Below are 22,454 nucleotides of genomic sequence, written 5' to 3'. Positions count from 1 at the left end.
CCCGGCGCCCCTCGTCCACAGCGGACCGTCAACAACTGCCCCTGCTTCCCGCCCTTGCGCGACCGCGTCGGTTCGCCGGGCAGCTTCGGGATACCAGTTGGTGACTCGGCTTTCCCGGCCACCCGGGTGGCCGGGAAAGCCGAGTCACCGCAGCGAGATGTGCAGGATCTCCGAGGCACGTCGGTATCCGGCGCGCTGATAGATCCGCTCGGTGTCGTCGTTCTCCGGCATGAGGAACGGTGTGGTGATTCCGGCGCTCGGGCAGGCGCGCGTCAGGACAGCGGCGAGCGCGGAGGCGATCCCCCGGCGCCGGTACGCCACGCGCACACCGATGGCGGCGAGCTCGCTCACGCCCCGGTGCGGCGGCCCGATCTGGCCGCCGCCCACACCCTGTCCCGTCACCGTGTCCCAGGCGAGGGCCACCAGGCCGCCGCGATCCAGCACGCGGCGTAGCCGCGCGACGTCGTGCTCAGAGGTCACGGGCTGCTCGTATGCCTCGCCCTGCGCCTCGGCGACCTTCCGAAGCTGCTCGTCCGTCTCGGCGAGCACGACCTCGACTGGTCCGACGATCCGCGGCGCGGGCGCCTCCGCGGGATCACACGTCAGGATCGGCAGCCGCCGTTCGGCGGTGAACCCGGACGCGAGCAGCGCGTCCTCGACGCGCGGAGCAGCGGCGGGAAAATACTCCAGACGCGGCGTCCGCGACCGGCGGGTGAACATCTCGACGAGCTGCTGGACATGGTCGCCGGTCGGTTCGGCGCCGTCATCGGGGATGGCGTAGTTGAAGAAGAGTCCGGCGTCGTGGGGGTCGATGCGGACGGTGAAGGGTCCGGTGCGAATGACACGGTCACCGGCCGCGGCGCGCAGGTAGGCGTGCGCGCGGGACTCGAATGCGAACATGGAAGGTCCTTTTGCGTCTGAAGACGGGTTCCGTGCGAACGGGCCGCTTCAGCAGCGCACACCGGATGCGCGTCCGGCGGAGTGGCGAGCGGCCCACCAGCGGGTCGCAAGCACAGGCATCGTCCTTCCGTGTTCGATCACGACGGAACGGACGCTAGCCGCCCGGCACACGACAGAGCAACCCGTTTTCCAGCTCACGGCCTATTTCCCACCCTTGCGCGACCGGGTCGGTTCGCCGGGCATCTTCGGGTAGTCGGGTGGGTACGGGAGTTCGCCGAGGCCGCGGTCGCGTTCGTCGCGTGCGAACCAGTCCAGGAGGGCGTCGATGTCGTGGCTGCGGTCGTCCAGGGCGCGGTGCGGGTCGCCGTGCTCGGCCAGCCAGTCGGGTGCGGTGGACAGGTCGAAGTCGTCCGGTTCGACCTCGGGCAGCTGGTCCCACGTCAGCGGGGTGGACACGGTGGCGCGCGGGGTGCCGCGCACGGACCAGGCGGAGGCGATGGTGCGGTCCCGGGCGGCCTGGTTGAAGTCCAGGAACACCCGCTGTCCGCGGTCCACCTTCCACCAGTCCACAGTGGCCAGATTCGGCACGCGTCGCTGCACCTCCCGGGCCAGGGCGATCACCGCGCGTCGGACCTGGACGAAGTCCCAGCGCGGTCGGATGCGCACCAGCACGTGGATGCCCCGCCCGCCGGAGGTCTTCGGGAAACCGGTCAGCCCGGCCTCGGCCAGGACCTCGCGCAGCACCCCGGCGACGCGGGCCGCGTCCGCGTAGTCGGTGCCCGGCTGCGGGTCGAGGTCGACGCGCAGTTCGTCGGGGTGGTCGGTGTCGGCAGCGCGCACCGGCCACGGGTGGAAGTCGAGGGTGCCCAGCCCGGCCGCCCACACGAGCACCGCGGGTTCGCTCGGGCAGACCTGCAGGGCCTTGCGACCGGACGGGAACGCCACCTCCGCGGTGCGCACCCACGACGGTGCGCCCTTCGGCACCCGCTTGGCGTAGAACGGCTCCCCGGTCACACCGCCCGGGAACCGCTTCAGCGTGGTCGGTCGGCCTCCGATCGCCCGCAGCAGCGGTTCGGCGACCGCGAGGTAGTACTCGGCCACCTGCCGCTTGGTGAACCCGCGTTCCGGGAAGTACACCTTGTCCGGGTTGGACAACCTGACGGTGCGCGGGCCCTCCGGTCCGTCGACCCGCATCTGGAGCGGTGCTGCCACGCGAGCAGCCTAAACGCGGGCACCGACGTCGGCGGTCCGTCGCGTTACCGTGGGCGGGTGGACCGCGACGGCGACCGCTTCGGCGATCTCGACGGGCTGGACCCCCGCGACCCGGAGGTCCGGGCCTTCGCCGCGCACCTCGACCGCATGCGACCGCCGAACTCCGAGGCGACCGTGGAGGGCATGCTGCGGGGCGTGGACGACTTCGCGCGCAGCGTGAACCGCTCCGACGGGCACCGGCGGGCGATGGCATTGGTGGTCGTGCTGCTCATCCTGTTCGGAGTGCTGGTGACCGTCTGGAACGCGGTCGCGTTCATGTTCGCCGTCTTCCTCGGCTGAGCACCGCGGCGCCCCGTCCGCGAGCACTCCCCGGGAAGGATTAGCGTGGAGGCATGGATCCGGTACCGGGCACTCCGAAGGTCACCAAGTCCGAGCAGGAGTGGCGCGAGCAGCTCTCGCCGAACGAGTACGCCGTGCTGCGCCAAGCGGCCACCGAGCCGCCGTGGTCGGGCGAGTACGTCGACACCAAGTCGGTCGGGGTCTACGAGTGCCGCGCGTGCGGCGCGGAACTCTTCCGCAGCCAGACCAAGTTCGAGTCGCACTGCGGCTGGCCGTCGTTCTACGACCCGGCGGACACCGACGCGGTGATCCTCCGCCAGGACCGCTCCCTCGGCATGGTGCGCACCGAGGTGCTCTGCGCCTCCTGCCACAGCCATCTGGGCCACGTCTTCGAGGGCGAGGGCTACCCCACCCCCACCGACCAGCGCTACTGCATCAACTCCATCGCGATCCGGCTCGTGCCCGAGCAGTGACGCGCACCGACCGCGATCGAGTCCTCGGCTGCGAGGACCCGATCGCGGTCGACGCCCAGGCAGGTCGGCGGTCGCCGTGGCTCAGGGCAGGCGGTTGACCAGATCCGCGACGGGCACGCGGTGCCCGGTGTAGAAGGGGATCTCCTCGCGGACGTGGCGACGGGCCTCGGTGTAGCGCATGCGCCACATCAGGTCGACGATGCGGTGCAGTTCGTCGGCCTCGAAGGCCAGGATCCACTCGTAGTCGCCGAGCCCGAAGGACGCGACCGTGTTCGCGCGCACGTCCGGGAAGTCCCGAGCGGCCGTGCCGTGGTCGGCGAGCATCTTGCGGCGCTCGTCGTCGGGCAGCAGGTACCAGTCGTGGGAGCGGACGAACGGGTACACGCACAGGTACGCCCGGGGCTCCTCACCGGCCAGGAACGCCGGGACGTGGCTCTTGTTGAACTCCGCCGGGCGGTGCAGCGCGACGTTGCTCCACACCGGCTCGGATGCCTGGCCCAGCGGGGTGTCCCGGCGGAACCCGGTGTAGGCGGCCTGCACGGCCTCGATCTGCTCGCCGTGCCACCAGATCATGTAGTCGGCGTCGGACCGCAGGCCGGACACGTCGTAGACGCCGCGGACCACGACGCCGGAGTCGTCCAACGAGTCGAGGTACTCCTGGGTCCGCTGCGCGGCCTTGTCCCGCTCCTCGGGCAGCGTTCCCTGCTCGACCCGGAAGACCGACCACATCGTGTAGCGGATCGTGCTGTTGAGCTCGGCATAGTTCAGGCGCGCCATGGCTCCATGGTCCCACCGCAGGAGGACTGCTGTGCCAGCAGGTCCCGCGTGACGTCGGCCGCTGCGGCCTCCCCGGTGGCCACGCACGCCGGGACGCCGACGCCGTGCAACGCCGCGCCGGCCAGCGCGAGCCGCGGCACCTCACCGACCAGCCGCTCCACGTCGGCGACCAGATCGAGGTGGCCGACGCCGTACTGCGGCACCCCGCCGCCCCACCGCGCGACCACGCTGTCCACCGGCTCGGCGGTGATCCCGGTGAGCTCGGCGAAGTCGGCGCGCACCCGGCGCAGCACCTCGGCATCGTCCAGGCGCAGGTCGCGGGCCTCGCCGAAGCGGCCGACCGAACCGCGCACCAGGAGCTCGCCGTCCGCGCCGCGCAGGTGCGGCCACTTGTTGCTGGAGAAGGTGAACGCCTTGGCGGTGAACGGGGTCCCGTCCGCGTGCCGCTCCCCGCGCGCGATCAGGACCCCCGACGCGTCCGGCAGCGGCGTGCCCGGGGGCAGCGCGAAGCCGACCACGATCATCGAGGCCAGTTCGACGCGGCTCAGCCGCTCGGCGGCAGCCGGGGCGACGTCGCTGAGCAGTCGGCGGGCCGCGGGTGCGGGTACCGCCAGCACGACGGCGTCGACCTCCACGGCCGTCGGGTCGGGCGCGGCACCGATCTCCAGCCGCCAGCCCCGCTGCGAGCGCGCCAGCGACCGGACCGGGAATCCCAGCCGGGTCCGCACGTCGGCCGCGGCGAGCAGCCGGTGGAACAGCTGGCGGTAGCCGTCGCGGAAGGCCCCGAACACCGGCGGTCGCGGTGTTCCGGGAGTCGGTGCGGGCGGCAACGCCGCCGCGGCGGCGGCCGTGACGGAGTCCGCACCGGCGTCGAGCGCCGCGGCCAGGGCCGGGATCGTGGCGCGCAGTCCCAGGGAGTCGGCGCTGCCCGCGTACACCCCGCCGAGCAGCGGTTCCACGAGGCGGTCGACCACCTCGTCACCGACCCGGCTCCGCAGCAACTCGCCGACCGACACGTCCGCGCCGTCCAGCCGCAGCGGCGGCAGCTGCGCCTCGGCGAGCAGCCGGTCCAGCCCGGCCGGGGACAGCACGTCCCGCACCGAGTCGGCGGCGGCCGGCACGCCCATGACCGTGCCGCCGGGCAGCTGGCGGGTCCGCCCGCCGGCCCGGATCGTCGCGGACGACGGACCGGGGTGGACCACCTCCGCTCGCACACCGAGTTCCGCGGCGAGATCCAGCACCTCCGAACGGCGGGCCAGGAACGCCTCCGCGCCGACGTCGTAGCGGCAACCCGCCAGCTCCACCGTGCGCAGCTTGCCGCCGACGCGATCGGCCTGCTCGAAGAGCAGGATCTCCGCGTCCGGGCCGAGCGTGCGGCGCAACCGGTGCGCGGCGGTGAGACCGGCGACCCCTCCGCCGACGACGGCGACGCGGGGACTGCTCATCGCGCGCTCTCGGTGTGCACGAACTCGACCATGCGGGTCAGCACGTCCGGATCGGTGGTCGGCAGCACGCCGTGGCCCAGGTTGAACACGTGCCCGTCCGCGCTGCGCCCCTCGGCGAGCACGCGCCGCACCTCGCGCTCAACCGGATCCCACCCGGCGAACAGCACGGCCGGGTCGACGTTGCCCTGCACCACCGCCGGTCCCGGTTCGGCGGCGCGCACCCGCTCCGCCGCGACGTCCAGCGGGACCCGCCAGTCCACCCCGACGACGTCGGCGCCCGCCGAGCGCATCGCGCCCAGGAGTTCACCGGTGCCGACCCCGAAGTGGATCTTCGGCACGTCCGCGACCTCGGCGACGCCCTCGAAGATCCGCCTGCTGTGCGGGAGCACGAACTCGCGGTAGTCGCGCAGCGACAGGGCCCCCGCCCAGGAGTCGAACAGCTGGATCGCGTCCACCCCGGCCTCCAGCTGGACGCGCAGGAACGTCAGCGTGGTGTCGGCCAGCTTCTCCAGCAGGGCGTGCCAGGTGCGCGGGTCGGAGTGCATCAGCGCCTTGGTGCGCTCGTGGTTGCGGCTCGGCCCGCCCTCCACGAGGTAGGAGGCGAGCGTGAACGGCGCGCCCGCGAAACCGATCAGCGGGGTGTCGCCCAGCTCGTCGAGCAGCAGGCCGACCGCGTCGCCCACCTTGCGGACCTGCTCCGGGTCGAGCCGCGGCAGCGCCTCGACGTCGGCCGCGGTGCGCACCGGCGAGGCCACGACCGGACCGGTGCCCGCCACGATGTCCAGTCCGACGCCCGCCGCGTACAGCGGCAGGACGATGTCGCTGAACAGGATCGCCGCGTCCACTCCGTGCCGCCGCACCGGCTGCGCGGTGATCTCGCGGACCAGGTCCGGGGTCAGGCACGCCTGCAGCATCGGGACGCCCTCGCGGACCCGGCGGTACTCGGGCAGCGAACGGCCCGCCTGCCGCATGAACCAGACCGGGGTGTGCCGGGGGGTGCCGCCGCGGGCGGCCACCAGCAGGGGCGCGTCGGAGAGGTCCCGGCGGGCCGAGACCGGTGCGGAGTTCGTCATCGCGGTCGGTTTCCGTAGGTCGCAGGGGCGCGGTCGGCAGGCGCGCTGCCGCGGCAATCTTCGCACGCCCCCGGGCTCCCCCGACCGCCGCAGGGTCGGTTGATCGGCGTGGCTCCGACACCGGCCGCGCCCGGACGCCTACAGTCGGGGCCGTGACGGAGATGTCGGCGACGCCCGAGCTTTTCCGGCAGGCTGTTGCCGCGCTGACGTCGGCCCGCCCGCGCGGGGAGATCGAGGTGTCCGAAGTGGGCCCGCCCAAGCGACTCGCCCCCTGGGCGCATGCGCTCGCCGCCGAGGCGAACGGGCCCGCCGGGGAGCTCGCGACCTCGCGTCTGGTGCTGCTCTACGACCCGAGGGGGCAGGAGGCGTGGGACGGCGTGCTGCGGCTGGTCGTCTACCTGCGGGCCGAGCTCGATCCGGAACTGGCCACCGACCCGCTGCTGCCCGCGGTCGGCTGGTCGTGGCTCACCGATGCGCTGGAGAGCTCCGGCGCGTCGTGGACGGCGCTGGGCGGGACGGTCACCCTGACCTCCTCGGCCCGGTTCGGCGATATCGCGGGCCCGGCCCGCAGCCACGACCTGGAGTTGCGCGGGTCCTGGACGGCCACGGACGAGCACCTGGAAGCGCACGCGGCGGCGTTCCACGAGCTGATGGCGAGCGCGGCCGGACTGCCGCCCGAAGGGGTCGCGGTGCTCGGCCAGCGACCAGGCGGCGGAGCCGACGCCGGGTGAGCACGCTGCGTGGCGATCCGCTACGCAGCGCATCGGTGTCGATGCTTCGTCGAATCCGTCGCACGCGACACGCCGAAGCGGCGTTTCCTTTCGTGAAGAAGTGCCAGCACGACCGAACCGGTTGATCGTGCAAATTATTCACGATCCGCGTTCGTGTTACGTCGCTTGGCCACGCTCCGCCGTTACCAGGATCGCCAAGAGTCACCCGAACGTGCGATGCGATCATGTGCGGGTTACAACTCGATCGGGATACATACCCGATTGATCGTCCCGCTGACCCGCTTGGGCGGTTACGCTGCCCCCGACGACACCACTTTCGGTCGATCAGTGGCGCGGCTGATTGGTCGAGAGTCCCGGTGCCGGTCGGGGGGCACGACCGACTCCAGGGAGGTAGTGACGTGGCTGCCGTCGGCTTAGGTCAGGCCGCTCGAACCACGCCTGCCGGCGCACTGCCGGCCAACATGGTCCCGCACCCGCGGGAAGAACTGTTCACGGTGCTCGTGGTGGACGACCATCCGCTGCTCCGGGAGGCGATCGCCGCCCGGCTGCTGCAGATGGGCGCCGGCACGGTGCACGAGGCCGCATCGATGGCCGAAGCCAGGGCGCGTGCCCTGGCGACCGGTCCGTGCGACCTCGCGATCCTCGATCTCGGGCTCCCGGACGGGACCGGCATCGAACTGGTGACGGAACTCCGGAGCCAGGGCTGGCCGCGGATCGTGGTGCTCGCCTCGTCCGACGACCCGTACGCGGTGCGGGCCGCCTTCCAAGCCGGTGCGCAGGCGTACCTGCTGAAGTCGGCCTCGCCGATGGTGGTCACCGACGGGGTGCGCCGCGTGCTGGACGGCGGTGTGTACGCCGATCCGAGCGTGGCGCCGGTGCTGGCCGCCGGCACCCGGGTCCCGGGCACGGACAACACGCCACGGGAACTGTCCGGGCGTGAGGTCGAGGTGCTGCAGCTGGTCGCCGACGGCCGATCCAACAAGGAGATCGGCGAGGCGCTCAACCTGTCCGCGCTCACGGTGAAGAGCCACCTGTCGCGGATCGGGCGGAAGCTGGGTACCGGCGACCGCGCCCAGATGGTCGCGCTCGCGATGCGAGCCGGCGTGATCCGGTGATCCGCCGCTGACGCACCTGCTCCAGCGGTCGGACCCGACGAGCTCGGGCAGACCACCACACGGTCCGGACCGGAGCACGTAAGGTCTGGTAGCCGTGGAAGCTGCTTGTCCCGAGTCCGTTGGATCCGACCGCCCGGAGCCGGTGCTGCTGACCCGGCCAGCCGACGGCGTGCCGCCGGTGGTCGAGACCCCTGCCGCCCTGCGTGCGGCCGCGGACGCATTGGCCGCGGGCACCGGGCCGGTGGCGGTCGACACCGAGCGCGCCTCCGGCTACCGCTACTCGCAACGCGCCTACCTGGTGCAGCTGCGCCGGGAGGGCGCGGGTACGGCGCTGGTCGACCCGGTCGCGCTCGACGGCCGTCTGGAACCGCTCGTGACGGCCTTGGACGGCACCGAGTGGGTGCTGCACGCCGCCTCGCAGGACCTGCCCTGCCTCGCGGAGCTGGACCTGCGCCCGTCGCGGCTGTTCGACACCGAGTTGGCCGGCCGACTGGCCGGATTCGAGCGGGTCTCGCTGGGCGCCCTGGTCGAGCGCGTGCTCGGCTACCAGCTGGAGAAGGGGCACAGCGCCGTGGACTGGTCGCGGCGACCGCTGCCCGAGGACTGGCTGGTCTACGCCGCACTCGACGTCGAACTGCTGATCTCGCTGCGCGAGGCGATGCACGCCGAGCTGCAACGCCAGGGCAAGCTGGACTGGGCGCTGGAGGAGTTCGAGGCGGTCCGCACCACCGAGCCGCCCGCACCGCGCGCCGAACCGTGGCGCCGGACCTCCGGGATCCACCGGGTGCGCAGCCCGCGGCAGCTCGCCGCGGTCCGCAGCCTCTGGGAGGCGCGCGACGCGGTCGCGCGGGACCGCGACCTGGCGCCCAGCCGGGTGCTGCCCGACTCCGCGATCGTGCAGGCCGCGCAGGTGAGCCCCAAGACCGAGGCCGAACTCGTCGCGCTGCCGGTCTTCGGTGGCAGGCAGCAGCGCCGCCGGGCGTCGACCTGGTTGCAGGCGCTGCGCGCCGCGCGCCGCCTGCCCGCCGACGAGCTGCCCGCACCCGCCTCGGCGAACGACGGTCCGCCGCCGACCAACCGGTGGGCCGACCGCGACCCCGACGCCGCGGCCCGGCTGTCCGCCGCGCGCACCGCGCTGTCCGAGATCGCCGAGCGCAACACCCTGCCGACGGAGAACCTGCTGCTGCCGGACCTGGTCCGGCGGACCTGCTGGTCCCCGCCGGAGAACCGGGACGTCGAGTCGGTCGCGGCGCTGCTGCGCGCCAAGGGCGCGCGCGAGTGGCAGATCTCGCTGACCGCCGACGCGCTGAGCAGGGCCCTGCGCACCGAGTCGGCCGATCCGCGGATGTGAGGCGCCTGACAGGGCGGGTCGTGTGGTTACTGGCCGGTAATGCGAGATAGAGTGCGGTTACCGGCCGGTAGCGGTGGTGTTCGCAACACGCCGACGGCCGAGCAGAATCCACCACATCCAGTGAGGAGCACGCCGTGGCCGCACCTGCGTCGGCACCCGCCGACAGCCGCAGCCGTCCAGCGGTTCGTGACGTGGTCTTCGTCGACGGCGTCCGCACGCCGTTCGGCAAGGCCGGTTCGAAAGGTCTGTACGCCCAAACCCGGGCGGACGACCTGGTCGTCAAGGTCATCAGGGAACTGCTGCGGCGGCATCCGGAACTCCCGCCGGAGCGCATCGACGAGGTCGCCATCGCCGCGACGACCCAGATCGGCGACCAGGGCCTGACGATCGGCCGCAGCGCGGCGCTGCTGGCGGGCCTGCCCAAGTCCGTGCCCGGCTTCGCCATCGACCGGATGTGCGCCGGCGCCATGACCGCTGTGACCAGCGTGTCCAGCGGGATCGCCTTCGGCGCCTACGACGTGGCGATCGCCGGCGGCGTCGAGCACATGGGCAACCACCCGATGGGCGAGGGCGTCGACCCCAACCCGCGCTACGTGTCCGACAAGATCGTCGACCCGTCCGCGCTGATCATGGGCTCCACCGCGGAGAACCTGCACGACCGGTTCCCATCGCTGACCAAGGAGCGCACCGACGCCTACTCGGCGTTGAGCCAGCAGCGCTACGACGACGCGCTGCGCACCGGCAAGATCACCCCGGACCTGGTACCGGTGTCCACCCGCTCCGACGAGGGCTGGGGCCTGGCCACCGCCGACGAGCCGCCGCGGCCGGGCACCACGGCCGACGCGCTGGCCGGGCTGAAGACGCCGTTCCGCCCGCACGGCCGGGTCACCCCGGGCAACGCCGCGGGGCTCAACGACGGCGCCACCGGATGCCTGGTCGCCGACGCCGACACCGCCGCCGAGCTGGGACTGCCGGTCGGCATGCGGCTGGTCGGCTACGCCTTCGCCGGCGTCGAGCCGGAGGTCATGGGCGTGGGCCCGGTCCCGGCCACCGAGAAGGCGCTGCAGCGCGCCGGGCTGAGCATCGACGACATCGGCCTGTTCGAGATCAACGAGGCGTTCGCGGTGCAGGTGCTGGCGTTCCTGGAGCACTTCGGCATCGCCGACGACGACCCGCGGGTCAACCCGTGGGGCGGCGCGATCGCCTGCGGCCACCCGTTGGCCTCCTCCGGGGTGCGGCTGATGACCCAGCTGTCCCGGCACTTCGCCGAGCACCCCGAGGTGCGCTACGGCATCACGACCATGTGCATCGGCTTCGGCATGGGCGGCACGGTCATCTGGGAGAACCCGAACTACCAGGCAGGAGGCGAACGGTGAGCACCGAATTCGCGGCACTGTTCCCGGACGAGGTCGTCACCAGGGCCTACACCCGGCTGGTCGACGCACCCGGACTGTCCGGCAAGCTCGCCCTGATCACCATCGACAACGGGCACGACCACACCCGGCCGTCCACCTTCGGCCCCGGCGGGCTGGCCAGCCTGAACGCCGCGCTGGACGAGGCGTTCGCCGCCGAGCCCGCGGCGATCGCGGTGACCGGAAAGCCGTTCGTGTTCGCCGTGGGCGCGGACCTGTCCGGCATCGGGCAGATCACCGAGCGCGAGCAGGCGCACCAGATCGCCCAGGGCGGGCACGACGTGTTCCGCCGCCTCACCGAGTCGACGATCCCGACCTTCGCGTTCGTCAACGGCGCCGCGCTCGGCGGGGGCCTGGAACTCGCGTTGTCCTGCCACTACCGGACGGTGTCCGCCTCGGCGGGCGTGATCGCGTTCCCGGAGTGCTTCCTCGGCCTGTTCCCGGGCTGGGGCGGCACCCAGCTGCTGCCGAACCTGATCGGCGCGGACGCCGCGGTCACGGTGATCATCGAGAATGCGTTGAGCCAGAACAAGATGCTCAACCCCGCCAAGGCCCACGAGCTCGGCGTCTTCGACGAACTGCTGGACAGCCCGGACTTCCTGGAGGAGTCGGTGCGCTGGGCGACCCGGGTCGTCAACGGCGAGCACACCGTGCGGCGCCCGGAGATCGACCGCGGCAAGGCGTGGGACGACGCCGTCGCCCGCGCCCGGGGCGTCGTCGAGGCCAAGACGCACGGCGCCTCCCCCGCGGTGACCAAGGCCGTGGACCTGATCGACCTGGCCCGGGCCAACGACCTCGACGCGGGCTACGCAGCCGAGACCGAGGCGCTGGCCGACGCGCTGATGTCCGACGAGCTGCGCGCCGGTCTGTACTCGTTCGACCTGACGCAGAAGCGCGCCAAGAAGCCCGCCGGCGCGCCGGACAAGTCGCTGGCCCGCGACGTCAACAAGGTCGGCGTGGTCGGCGCCGGGCTGATGGCCGGGCAACTGGCGCTGCTGTTCGTGCGCCGGCTGAAGGTGCCGGTGGTCATCACCGACATCGACCAGGAGCGCATCGACAAGGGCGTGGGCTACATCCACGGCGAGATCGACAAGCTCGCCGCCAAGGGCCGCGTCTCGCCCGACGAGGTCAACCGGCTCAAGGCGCTGGTCACCGGCTCGCTGGACAAGGCCGCGTTCGCCGACGCCGACTTCGTCATCGAGGCCGTCTTCGAGGAGATGTCGGTCAAGCAGAAGGTGTTCGCCGAGGTGGAGGCGCACGTCTCCGCCGAGGCGATCCTGGCGACCAACACCTCGTCGCTGTCGATCACCGAGATGGCCTCCCAGCTGCGGAATCCGGAGCGGGTCGTCGGCTTCCACTTCTTCAACCCGGTGGCGGTCCTGCCGCTGCTGGAGGTGGTGCGCGGCGAGAAGACCGACGACGCGGCCCTGGCGACCGCGTTCAAGGTCGGCAAGCAGCTGAAGAAGTCCTGCGTGCTGGTCTCCGACGCCCCGGCGTTCGTGGTGAACCGGCTGCTGACCCGGTTCATGGGCGAGGTCATCGCCGCGATCGACGAAGGCACACCGTTCGACGTCGCCGACGGCGCGCTGGAGCCGCTCGGCCTGCCGATGAGCCCGCTGGTGCTGCTCCAGCTGGTCGGCCCGGCGGTGGCCCAGCACGTCAACGGCACGATGCACGCCGCCTACCCGGACCGGTTCGGCCTCAGCGACAACATGCAGCGCTTCGTCGACGCGGGCAAGACCGCGGTGTGGACCACCGACGAGTCCGGCAAGCAGGTGGTCGACCCCGAGGTCGCGGCGCTGTGGCAGCAGGGCGACAAGCCGTCCACCTCCGAGCAAGTGCGGGAGCGGGCGCTGTCGGCGCTCGCCGAGGAGGCCCGCATCATGCTCGACGAGGGCGTCGTCGCCGAGGCGCAGGACATCGACCTGTGCATGATCCTCGGTGCGGGCTGGCCGTTCTGGCTCGGCGGCATCACCCCGTACCTGGACCGCGCGGGCATTTCCGAGCGGATCAACGGCAAGCGGTTCCTCGCTCCGGGAGTGGCCAGCGTCCCGGCGTGACCGGAAGCTGCGAAGGGGCCGGTGCGCAGGCACCGGCCCCTTCGTCGTGCATGACCGGGAAGTCGCTTCTGCCATGATGGTCGGCGAGGAAATGAGGTGATGGCCGGTGTCCGCTCTGGGGCAGTACGAACTCGGGCCGTTCACGACCGCCGACCGGCGTGCGATTCGGGGGGACGGTCCGCCCCCGCCGCGCCCGTGGATCTCATGACCCGCCTGGCCGACCGGACGGGGCGGACGACGCGCCGCCTCACCGGCGTGCTCACCGCCGTCCTGTGCCTCGGGCTGGAAATCGCCGCGTTGTGCGCCGTGGTGTCGGCGTTCCGGGTGGATCCGAGCGGTCCGTGGGACGACGCCGGGCTCCTCGCGGTCGAGTTGAGCTCCTTCACCGGCGGCCTGATCGCGACGCTGAGCGGTCTGGTGCGGGCGGTGCCCATCGCGATGGGCCGGATGCGCGCGGGGTGGTTCGTGCCACCCGCCGTCCTGCTGCTCGTCGCGATCCTGCGGTTCTTCTGGGTCGACGTCAGCTATCCGCTCTGAGGCTCCACGGCGCGACGGGGAGTTCCACGGTCACCGCGAGGCCACCCCCGGGCACCGGTTCGGCGCGGACCTGCCCGCCGTGGGCGGCGACCGCGGCGCGGACGATGGACAGTCCCAGTCCGGTGCCGGTGCGGGCGGTGCGCTGGACACCGGCCCGGCGGAACGGTTCGAACAGCTCCCCCACCTCGTCCGCGCCGACCGGCGGCCCGGACGCTGCCACCCGCAACGTCGTCCACCGCGGCCCGCTCCCGGTGCCGATCCGGACCCAACCGCTGTCGACGTTGTGCCGCACGGCGTTCTCCAGGAGGTTGCCCGCCACCCGCTCCAGCAGCGCCGGATCCCCCACCGCGAACGCGGGCTCCTCGCAGCACTCCACGCGCAGGTCGCGCCGACGCGCCTCGGGTTCGACCACCCGCAACGACCGGGACACCAGCTCGGTGAGGTCCACCGGTTCCCGCACCGCGAGTTCGACGCCCTCGGTGCGGGCGAGCAGCAGCAGCGCCTCGACCAGCCGCTCGGCCTTGGCGGTGGCGTCGCGGACGACATCGGCCATCCGCCGCAGTTCCGCGGTGTCGGCGTCCGGATCGGACAGCGTGACGTCGAGCTCGGTGCGGATCACCGACAGCGGGGTCCGCAGCTCGTGGCTGGCGTTGGCGACGAACCGGCGCTGCGCGTCGAAGGCCGCCTGCAGGCGGTCCAGCATCGCGTCGAAGGTGTCCGCGAGCTCGGCCACCTCGTCACGCGGCCCGGTGAGCGCGATGCGTTCGTCCAGCGACTCGGCGGACAACCGCCGCGCCGAGCCGGTGACCTCGTGCAGCGGGCGCAGCACGCGCCCGGCCGCCGTCCACGCCAGCAGCGCGGTCGCCAGGACCACCGCGACGAAGGCGAATCCGCCGACCACCAGCACCTGTTCGCGCGCGGAGGCGCGCAACGCCTCGCCGAGCATCCCGGCGGGGACCTCGACACCGTTGACCCGCACGGTGCCGCTGTCCGGCAGCCGCGGCACGGCCGCCACCACGTTGCCGACCAGCATCCAGCCCAGCCACAGCAGGAGCACGCTCACCGCGGCGACCAGACCGGTCGCCAGCAGCGTCAACCGCAGCCGCAGTCCGGGACCGCGGCGGGCGAGGGGCGCCGCGCGCATCGCCTCAGTCCCCGGCTCGGCCCGCGGACGGGACCCGGTACCCGGCCCCGACGACCGTCTCGATGACGCTGGGCTCCCCCAGCTTCTTGCGCAGCGTCATCATCGTGACCCGCACGGTGGTGGTGAACGGGTCGGCGTTCTCGTCCCAGACCCGTTCCAGCAGTTCCTCGGAACTGACCACCGCGCCGCCGGCGGCCAGCAACACCTCCAGGACGCCGAATTCCTTGCGGGTCAGCTCGACCTCGTCGTCGCCGCGGCGGACGATCCGCTTGGCCGGATCGAGCTCCAGCTCCCGCGCGGTCAGCAGCGGCGGCTGCGCCGGAGTGGCTCGGCGGCCCAGCGCCCGCACCCTGGCGATCAGCTCGGCGAACGCGAAGGGCTTGGCCAGGTAGTCGTCCGCGCCGAGGGACAGCCCCTCGACGCGGTCCTCGACGGTGCCGCTGGCGGTGAGCATCAGGACCCGGGTGAGCTCGCCGGACGAGACGACCTCGCGGCACAGCTCGTCGCCGGACATCCCGGGCAGGTCGCGGTCCAGCACGATCACGTCGTACCGGGTGATCGACGCCTTCTCCTGGCCGCTCTCCCCGTCGTAGGCGACGTCGACGGCCATGCCCTCCCTGCGCAGACCGCGTGCGACCGCGTCGGCCAGCGGTTTCTCGTCCTCCACGACCAGGATTCGCACGTGTTCACCCTGCCACAGCGGTCACGGTGAACCGCGCAGGAACGCCCACCGCGGCCCACCCCGACCGGTCGCCGGTTGATGGCCGCTCGGGGTTCAGCCGTTGGCCGCGGGAGGCTGCTCGCCCTCGGTCGCCAGGCGCAGCGCGACCTCGGGCGCCGCGGTGCGGTCCACGACCCACTCGGTGATGCGACGAGCGATGTCCTGGTCGGTCAGGCCGAGCTCGGCGAGCACCTCGTCGCGCGAGGCGTGCGCGAGGAAGCGGTTCGGCACCGCCAGGTCGCGCAGCGGGACGTCGACCTCCGCGTCGCGCAGCGCAGCAGCCAGCGACCAGCCGAAACCGCCGTGCCTGCCGCAGTCCTCCAGCGTCACCACCAGGCGGTGCTCGGCGGCCAGCTCGACGATCCGCTCCGGCACCGGCAGCGCCCACCGGGGGTCGACCACGGTGACGCCGATGCCCTGCGCGGCCAGCCGCGCGGCGGCGGCCACCGCGGTCTTCGCGAAGGCGCCGACGGCGACCAGCAGCACGTCCCGGTCCTCACCGGCCGTCGGGTGGCGCAGCACGTCGACGCCGCCGGTGCGCTCGACGGCCGGGACTTCCTCGATCACCGAGCCCTTGGCGAACCGCAGCACGGTCGGGCCGTCGTCGACCGCGACCGCCTCGCGCAGCTCCTCGCGCAGGGTGACCGCGTCGCGCGGCGCGGCGACCCGGATTCCCGGGACGAGTCCCAGGATCGACAGGTCCCACATGCCGTTGTGGCTGGCACCGTCTTCGCCGGTGATCCCGGAGCGGTCCAGGGTGATGGTGACCGGCTGCCGGTGCAGCGCCACGTCCATCAGCAGCTGGTCGAAGGCCCGGTTCAGGAACGTCGAGTACACCGCGAACACCGGGTGCATCCCGCCCATCGCCAGCCCGGCGGCGGAGGTCATGGCGTGCTGCTCGGCGATGCCGACGTCGATGCAGCGCTCCGGGTAGGCGTCGGCGAACCTGTTGAGCCCGGTCGGGCCGAGCATCGCCGCGGTGATGGCCACCACGTCCGGCCGTTCCGCCCCGATGCGGACCAGTTCGTCGGAGTAGACGTCGGTCCAGCTCTTGGGCGCGGGCTTGGTGGGCAGGCCGGTTTCCGGATTGATGACCTTGACCTGGTGCATCTGCTCGGCCTGGTCGTTCTCGGCGGGCGCGAAGCCGTTGCCCTTGCGGGTGACCGCGTGCACGATCACCGGCCCGCCGAAGGACTTCGCCATGGACAGCGCGTGCTCCATGGCGCGCAGGTCGTGCCCGTCGACCGGGCCGAGGTACTTGATGCCCAGATCGGAGAACATCACCTGCGGGCTGATCGCGTCCTTGATGCCGCTCTTGGCCGCGTGCAGACCGGTGTACAGCGAACGACCGACCACGGGCAGGTTGCGCAGCGTGCGGCGCCCGCTCTCCAACGCCCGTTCGTAGCTCGGGTTCAGCCGCAGCGCGGTGAGGTGCTCGGCGAGACCGCCGATGGTCGGCGCGTAGGAGCGCCCGTTGTCGTTGACCACGATCACCACCGGCCGCTCCTGGTCGGCAGCGATGTTGTTCAGCGCCTCCCAGCACATGCCGCCGGTGAGCGCGCCGTCGCCGACGACCGCGCAGACGTGCTGGCCGGAGCGCGTGAGCTGGAACGAGCGCGCCAGTCCGTCGGCGTAGGACAGCGCGGTCGAGGCGTGGCTGTTCTCGACCAGGTCGTGCTCGCTCTCGGCGCGCGACGGGTAGCCGGACAGGCCGTCCCGCTTGCGCAGCCGGTCGAAGCCGTCCTGGCGACCGGTGAGGATCTTGTGCACGTAAGCCTGGTGACCGGTGTCGAAGACGACGGCGTCGCGCGGGGAGTCGAAGACCCGGTGGACCGCCAGGGTCAGCTCGACCGCGCCCAGGTTGGGCCCGAGGTGCCCGCCCGTGCGCGACACCTTCTCGATCAGAAAGGACCTGATCTCGGCGGCCAGCTGCACCAGCTCACCGTGCCGCAGGCGTTTGACGTCGGCCGGACTCTGCACGGATTCCAGCAGCGTCACCGCTCCACCTCACTCGTCGTGCCGGTCGGGTTCTCTCGCATGCCGAGCGCCGGCGTGGCTGCGTGCCTGGCGGTCTCCGCGATGCGGGCCGGGCCCCAGTCTACGGAGGCGCCCTGGAGCGCCCCGGCAAGGTTCGGCACGCCGACGTCTGTCGTGGTCAGGCTCTTTCCGAGTGCCATCGTGACCCACCAGGACACGACCGGCGAATGCGGAGCCGCACCGACGCGTGAGACCGGGTACGCGCAGTAACCGGAATTCACTCCCCGGAAGGATCACGCTCCAACAGCGCGATGCACTCGACGTGGTGAGTCATGGGAAAGGCGTCGAAGGCTTCGAGCTCGCCCAGCCGGTAGCCGCGCTCCTCGAACAGCCCCACGTCCCGCGCCAGCGCGGCCGGATCGCACGCGACGTGCACGACGCGGCGCGGGCGACGCGCCGTGATCGCGTCCACGACCGCGCGGCCGGCGCCCTTGCGCGGCGGGTCGAGCACCACGACGTCCGGCGACGGCACGGACGTGTCGTCGAGCACGTGCTCGACGAGCCCGGCGCGGAAGTCCACCTGCGGCAGGTCGCGCAGGTTCGCCACGGCGTCCTCGACCGCCTGCCGCGACGACTCGACCAGCAGCACGGAACCCGTCGGCCCGACCTGCTCGGCCAGCGGCGCGGCGAACAGGCCCACACCGCCGTAGAGGTCCCACGCCGCGCCTCCCTCCGGCGCTGCCGCGAACCTCGCGACGACCTGCGCGAACACCTCCGCCGCGGCGTGGTGCACCTGCCAGAAGCCCTGCGCGGCGACCTGGAACGACCGCCCGGCGGCGGTCTCCCGGGCCACCCCGCTCCCGCTCACCTGCCGGGTCACCGCCCGGCTGCGGCGGCGCTGCGGCTTGTGGTCGACGGCGGACACGTGCACCTCGCCGTCGGCGTCGCGGGCGACGCCGAGCTCGGCCCCGGGACGCCAGCGGCGCCCGGTGACCCCGTCGAGAGCCCCCTCGACGGTGATCGGGCAGTCGTCGACCGGAACGACCCGGTGACTGCGGTGCGCGCGGAACCCGGCCCGGCCCCGGCGGTCCACCGCCAGGCGCGCGCGGGTGCGCCAGCGCAGCGGGCCGCCCGGCAGCTCCCGCACCTGCACGTCGCGCTCGATCCCGGCGATGCGCTGCAGCTGCTCGGCGATGACGGCCGCCTTCAGCTCGCGCTGGGTCCCGGCGTCCGCGTGCTGCCAGTCGCAGCCGCCGCAGCGGTCGCGACCCAGCGCCATGTCCGCCAGCGGGCACGGCGGCGCCACCCGGCCCGGCGCGGCGGTGACCACCTCGACGGCGTCGGCGCGGCAGAACCCGCCGCCGGCGTCCTCGGTGACCTCGGCCACCACGACCTCGCCCGGCAGCGCGTGGCGGACGAACACCACCCGCCCCTCGTGCCGGGCCACGCAGTGGCCTCCGTGCGCCACCGGGCCGATCTCGACCCGCAGCCTCCGACCGGTCCAGTCCGGCTTGTCGGTCACCGGCGCTCGCTCCCCTTCCGCTCCACGCCGAGACCGCGCCGCGCGGCACCGGGCATCGACGCCGGACGCACCACGCGCCGCACGCGCTCGGACGACTCCAGCTGCCACGGCACGCTGGTGACCATCACCCCGGGCTGGAAGAGCAGCCGGCTCTTGAGCCGCAGGGCGCTCTGGTTGTGCAGCAGCTGCTCCCACCAGTGCCCGACGACGTACTCGGGGATGAACACGGTGACCACGTCGCGCGGGCTGTCCCGCCGGATCCGCTTGACGTAGTCCAGCACCGGCCGGGTGATCTCCCGGTACGGCGACTCCAGCACCTTCAGCGGCACCGGCAGGTTCTCGTGCTCCCAGCGGGCGACGAGTTCACGGGTGTCCTCGTCGTCCACGTTGACGGTGACGCCCTCCAGCTCGTCCGGGCGCGTCGCGCGGGCGTAGGCGATCGCCCGCATCGTCGGCAGGTGCAGCTTGGAGACCAGCACCAGGGCGTGGTTGCGGGACGGCAGCACCGCGTCGGCCTCCTGCCGCTCCAGCTCGGCCGTGACCCGGTCGTAGTGCCGGTGGATGGCGGTCATCAGCAGGTAGATGGCGGCCATCGCGGTGATCGCGATCCACGCGCCCTGGGTGAACTTGGTGATCAGCACGATCACCAGCACGCTGGCGGTCATCACCAGACCGATCGAGTTGATCAGCTGCGAACGCCGCATCCGCCGACGCGCCGCCGGGTCGGTCTCCGCGCGCAGCTTCCGGTTCCAGTGCCGGATCATGCCGCTCTGGCTGAGCACGAAGGACACGAACACGCCGACGATGTAGAGCTGGATCAGCCTGGTGACCTCGGCTTGGAAGGCGAACACGAGGATGATCGCGCCGGCGGCCAGGAACAGGATGCCGTTGGAGAACGCCAGCCGGTCGCCCCGGGTGTGCAGCTGCCGCGGCAGGAACCGGTCCTGCGCCAGGATCGACCCCAGCACCGGGAAACCGTTGAAGGCGGTGTTGGCGGCCAGCACCAGGATCAGCCCGGTGAAGAACACCAGGTACCAGATACCGGGCGTGAAACCGCTGAACACCGCCCCGGCCAGCTGCGCGATCAGCGTTTTCTGCTCGTAGTTCGGCGGAGCGCCGATCAGCTGGTGCGCCGGGTCGTCGGCGACGATCGCACCGGTGATCCGGGCCAGCATGATCAGGCCCAGGAACATGACGACCGCGATGCCGCCCATCAGGGCCAGCGTGGTGGCCGCGTTCCGGGACTTGGGCTTGCGGAACGCCGGCACGCCGTTGCTGATCGCCTCCACACCGGTCAGCGCCGCGCTGCCGGAGGAGAACGCGCGCAGCACCAGGAACACGAACGCCGCACCGGCCATCTGCTGGTGCTCGCCGACCATGACGAATCCGGCGCTCTCGGCGCGCGGGTGGTCACCGAGCACGAACGAGCGGAACAGGCCCCAGCCGATCATGCCGAGGATGCCGACGACGAACGCGTAGGTGGGGATCGCGAACAGCGAGCCGGACTCCCGCACGCCCCGCAGGTTCATCGCCGTGAGCAGGACGATGGCCCCCACGGCGAACAGCACCTTGTGCGTGGCGACGAACGGGATGACCGAGCCGATGTTGGCAGCGGCGGAGGAGATCGACACCGCGACGGTGAGGATGTAGTCGACGAGCAACGCGCTGGCCACCACGAGCCCCCACTGGCGCCCGTGGTTGACGCTGGCCACCTCGTAGTCGCCGCCACCGGAGGTGTAGGCCCGGACGTTCTGGCGGTACGAGGCCACGACGGTGACCATCACCAGCGCGACCAGCACCCCGATCCACGGGCTCACCGAGTACGCGGAGATCCCGGCGGTGGACAGCACGAGCAGGATCTCCTCGGGCGCGTACGCCACACTGGACATGGCGTCGGAGGAGAACACCGGCAGCGCGATGCGTTTGGACAGCAGCGTGTGCGAAAGGCGGTCGCTGCGGAACGGCCGACCGACGATCAACCGTTTCGCGGTTGCGAGCTTGGACACGGCACAGAGCGTAAGCGCAACCCCGGGCACCCTTGTGGGTGCGGCTGGCGGAATTGTGCTCACGTCACATCAGCACGCCCACCCCTGCCGCGCGAGCGCCTCACCCGGTACGGTGCACCAGCCCGGAGCCCACGGGTGCGCGCCGCCTCACGTCGACGCCCACCCGGGTACCGTCGCGCTAACAGCCGTGATCTCGGCATCCGTCGAGGTCGCCGGAGCAAGCCCGCAGCGAGGAGACAGGTCGTGCACGTCGTGATCATGGGTTGCGGCCGGGTCGGGGCCTCCCTGGCCGCGGCCCTGCAGCGGCTCGATCACACCGTCGCCGTGGTGGACAAGAACCCCCAGGCGTTCCACCGACTGGGCAGGGACTTCCACGGGCGACAGGTTACCGGAAACGGCTTCGACCGGGACATCCTGGTCGAAGCGGGCATCGAGCAGGCCGCGGCGTTCGCCGCCGTGTCCAACGGCGACAACTCCAACATCGTGTCGGCCCGGGTCGCCCGCGAGACGTTCGGCGTCGAGCACGTGGTGGCCCGCATCTACGACCCCAAGCGCGCCGAGGTGTACCAGCGCCTGGGCATCCCGACCGTGGCGACGGTGCCGTGGACGACCGACCGCTTCCTGCGGATGCTGCTGCCCGAAGGCGTGGCCACCGCGTGGCGGGAACCGTCCGGGACCGTCGCGGTGCTGCAGCTGCCGCTGCACGAGAAGTGGGTCGGGCGGCGGGTCGCCGAGCTGGAGGGCGCGACCGGCGCGCGCGTCGCCTTCATCATGCGGTTCGGCGACGGCATCCTGCCCGAGCCCAAGACCGTGATCCAGGCCGACGACACCGTGTACGTGGCCGCGCTGTCGGGCACGGTCACCGACGTCACGGCGGCGGCCCGACGCACCCCCGAGGAGAGCGAGTGATGCGCATCGCGATCGCGGGCGCCGGCGCGGTCGGCCGGTCCATCGCGCGGGAACTGCTCGAAGGCGACCACGAGGTCATGCTCATCGAGCGCAATCCGCAGAGCTACCAGCCCAAGGCGATCCCGGACGCCGAGTGGGTGCTGGCCGACGCGTGCGAGCTGGCGTCCCTGGAGGAGGCGGGACTGCAGTCCTGCGACGTGGTCATCGCGGCCACCGGCGACGACAAGGTCAACCTGGTGGTCTCGCTGCTGTCCAAGACCGAGTTCGCGGTGCGCCGCGTGGTGGCCCGGGTGAACGACCCCGGCAACGAGTGGCTGTTCACCGAGGCGTGGGGCGTGGACGTCGCGGTCTCCACGCCGCGGATGCTGGCCGCCATGGTCGAGGAGGCGGTCAACGTCGGCGACCTGGTGCACCTGATGACGCTGCGCCAGGGGCAGGCCAACCTGGTCGAGGTCACGCTCCCGGACAGCACTCCGCTGGCCGGGCGCCGGGTCCGGGACCTGGCGCTGCCCGCCGACGCGGCGCTGGTGACGATCCTGCGCGGCGGCCGGGTCATCGTCCCCCAGGCCGACGACCCGCTGGAGATCGGCGACGAGATGCTCTTCGTGGCCACCGCCGACGTCGAGCAGGAGATCCGCGCGATCGTCAGCGACCAGGCCGAGGAACCGCAGTCCTGACCACGGGGCCGACGCCGCCGCGGTCGGCGTGCTGAGAATTCCGGGCGCGGGTGCCATCGCGGCACCCGCGTTC

Annotated in this window: 20 protein-coding genes; 10 read left to right on the top strand and 10 right to left on the bottom strand. The window is 72.4% G+C overall.

What is annotated here, in order from left to right; all coding sequences use genetic code 11:
- Positions 1 to 144 precede the first annotated feature (144 nt).
- Both NV263_RS07820 and ligD read right to left on the bottom strand, forming a co-directional pair.
- Positions 145 to 900 (bottom strand): GNAT family N-acetyltransferase, encoded by a 756-nt coding sequence (locus NV263_RS07820; RefSeq protein WP_263251891.1) that lies wholly within the window; start codon positions 898 to 900, stop codon positions 145 to 147.
- Positions 901 to 1,101: 201 nt separating this feature from the next.
- The gene (gene ligD / locus NV263_RS07815) at positions 1,102 to 2,094 is read right to left on the bottom strand and encodes a non-homologous end-joining DNA ligase (RefSeq protein WP_263254111.1); all 993 of its coding nucleotides are present in this window, start codon (positions 2,092 to 2,094) and stop codon (positions 1,102 to 1,104) included.
- 75 nt (positions 2,095 to 2,169) lie between these two features.
- On the opposite strand from ligD, the gene NV263_RS07810 reads away from it, so the two are divergent.
- Positions 2,170 to 2,451 carry a hypothetical protein gene (locus NV263_RS07810; RefSeq protein WP_263251890.1) on the top strand — a complete coding sequence of 94 codons (282 nt, stop codon included), beginning with the start codon at positions 2,170 to 2,172 and terminating at the stop codon, positions 2,449 to 2,451.
- Between the two features lie 53 nt (positions 2,452 to 2,504).
- Complete coding sequence (gene msrB, locus NV263_RS07805) at positions 2,505 to 2,924, top strand: peptide-methionine (R)-S-oxide reductase MsrB (protein WP_263251889.1); 420 nt, start codon at positions 2,505 to 2,507, stop codon at positions 2,922 to 2,924.
- Between the two features lie 81 nt (positions 2,925 to 3,005).
- Here msrB and hemQ read toward each other — a convergent pair whose 3' ends face one another.
- The 3 genes from hemQ to hemE are packed head-to-tail and all read right to left on the bottom strand — an operon-like array spanning position 3,006 to position 6,219.
- Positions 3,006 to 3,701 carry a hydrogen peroxide-dependent heme synthase gene (hemQ, locus tag NV263_RS07800; protein WP_263251888.1) on the bottom strand — a complete coding sequence of 232 codons (696 nt, stop codon included), beginning with the start codon at positions 3,699 to 3,701 and terminating at the stop codon, positions 3,006 to 3,008.
- Entirely contained in the window at positions 3,689 to 5,146 is a 1,458-nt protein-coding gene (gene hemG, locus NV263_RS07795) for a protoporphyrinogen oxidase (protein ID WP_263251887.1), read from the bottom strand. The genes hemQ and hemG overlap by 13 nt, the downstream gene beginning before the upstream one ends.
- Positions 5,143 to 6,219 (bottom strand): uroporphyrinogen decarboxylase, encoded by a 1,077-nt coding sequence (gene hemE / locus NV263_RS07790; protein ID WP_263251886.1) that lies wholly within the window; start codon positions 6,217 to 6,219, stop codon positions 5,143 to 5,145. Before hemE ends, hemG begins: the two co-directional genes overlap by 4 nt.
- 161 nt (positions 6,220 to 6,380) lie before the next feature.
- Here hemE and NV263_RS07785 point away from each other — a divergent pair, with 161 nt between their 5' ends.
- From NV263_RS07785 to NV263_RS07760, 6 genes are all read left to right on the top strand, one after another.
- Positions 6,381 to 6,950 (top strand): DUF3000 domain-containing protein, encoded by a 570-nt coding sequence (locus tag NV263_RS07785; protein ID WP_380757385.1) that lies wholly within the window; start codon positions 6,381 to 6,383, stop codon positions 6,948 to 6,950.
- Positions 6,951 to 7,348: 398 nt separating this feature from the next.
- Positions 7,349 to 8,065, top strand: a complete 717-nt coding sequence (locus NV263_RS07780; RefSeq protein WP_093264979.1) for a response regulator — start codon at positions 7,349 to 7,351, stop codon at positions 8,063 to 8,065.
- Positions 8,066 to 8,207: 142 nt separating this feature from the next.
- Complete coding sequence (locus tag NV263_RS07775) at positions 8,208 to 9,416, top strand: ribonuclease D (protein WP_317630405.1); 1,209 nt, start codon at positions 8,208 to 8,210, stop codon at positions 9,414 to 9,416.
- A gap of 134 nt (positions 9,417 to 9,550) precedes the next feature.
- Positions 9,551 to 10,792, top strand: a complete 1,242-nt coding sequence (locus NV263_RS07770; protein WP_263251883.1) for a thiolase family protein — start codon at positions 9,551 to 9,553, stop codon at positions 10,790 to 10,792.
- Positions 10,789 to 12,888: a 3-hydroxyacyl-CoA dehydrogenase NAD-binding domain-containing protein gene (locus NV263_RS07765; RefSeq protein WP_263251882.1), complete on the top strand. Its 2,100-nt coding sequence runs from the start codon at positions 10,789 to 10,791 to the stop codon at positions 12,886 to 12,888. The genes NV263_RS07770 and NV263_RS07765 overlap by 4 nt, the downstream gene beginning before the upstream one ends.
- A 204-nt stretch (positions 12,889 to 13,092) precedes the next feature.
- A complete protein-coding gene (locus NV263_RS07760) occupies positions 13,093 to 13,425 on the top strand; it encodes a hypothetical protein (RefSeq protein ID WP_263251881.1) in 333 nt (110 codons plus the stop codon).
- Here the strand turns inward: NV263_RS07760 and NV263_RS07755 are convergent.
- From NV263_RS07755 to NV263_RS07735, 5 genes are all read right to left on the bottom strand, one after another.
- Positions 13,409 to 14,569, bottom strand: a complete 1,161-nt coding sequence (locus NV263_RS07755; protein WP_263251880.1) for a sensor histidine kinase — start codon at positions 14,567 to 14,569, stop codon at positions 13,409 to 13,411. The genes NV263_RS07760 and NV263_RS07755 overlap by 17 nt on opposite strands.
- Positions 14,570 to 14,573: 4 nt before the next feature.
- Positions 14,574 to 15,251 carry a response regulator transcription factor gene (locus NV263_RS07750; RefSeq protein ID WP_263251879.1) on the bottom strand — a complete coding sequence of 226 codons (678 nt, stop codon included), beginning with the start codon at positions 15,249 to 15,251 and terminating at the stop codon, positions 14,574 to 14,576.
- A 93-nt stretch (positions 15,252 to 15,344) separates the two neighbouring features.
- Complete coding sequence (gene dxs, locus NV263_RS07745) at positions 15,345 to 17,288, bottom strand: 1-deoxy-D-xylulose-5-phosphate synthase (RefSeq protein WP_263251878.1); 1,944 nt, start codon at positions 17,286 to 17,288, stop codon at positions 15,345 to 15,347.
- 256 nt (positions 17,289 to 17,544) lie between these two features.
- Positions 17,545 to 18,789, bottom strand: coding sequence for a class I SAM-dependent RNA methyltransferase (locus NV263_RS07740; protein WP_263251877.1), 1,245 nt, complete (start codon positions 18,787 to 18,789; stop codon positions 17,545 to 17,547).
- A complete protein-coding gene (locus tag NV263_RS07735) occupies positions 18,786 to 20,795 on the bottom strand; it encodes an APC family permease (protein ID WP_263251876.1) in 2,010 nt (669 codons plus the stop codon). Before NV263_RS07735 ends, NV263_RS07740 begins: the two co-directional genes overlap by 4 nt.
- 243 nt (positions 20,796 to 21,038) lie before the next feature.
- On the opposite strand from NV263_RS07735, the gene NV263_RS07730 reads away from it, so the two are divergent.
- Together NV263_RS07730 and NV263_RS07725 are read left to right on the top strand one after the other, a co-directional pair.
- On the top strand, positions 21,039 to 21,704 hold the full coding sequence (locus NV263_RS07730; protein ID WP_263251875.1) for a potassium channel family protein: 666 nt from the start codon (positions 21,039 to 21,041) through the stop codon (positions 21,702 to 21,704).
- Positions 21,704 to 22,381, top strand: a complete 678-nt coding sequence (locus NV263_RS07725) for a potassium channel family protein (protein WP_263251874.1) — start codon at positions 21,704 to 21,706, stop codon at positions 22,379 to 22,381. Before NV263_RS07730 ends, NV263_RS07725 begins: the two co-directional genes overlap by 1 nt.
- The last annotated feature ends 73 nt before the right edge of the window (positions 22,382 to 22,454 follow it).

The sequence above is a fragment of the Saccharopolyspora rosea genome, assembly GCF_025643595.1.
In the GTDB taxonomy this organism is placed as follows: domain Bacteria; phylum Actinomycetota; class Actinomycetes; order Mycobacteriales; family Pseudonocardiaceae; genus Saccharopolyspora; species Saccharopolyspora rosea.
The sequence above is the reverse complement of the archived record's forward strand: the minus strand, read 5'-3'. Positions and strand labels throughout refer to the sequence as shown.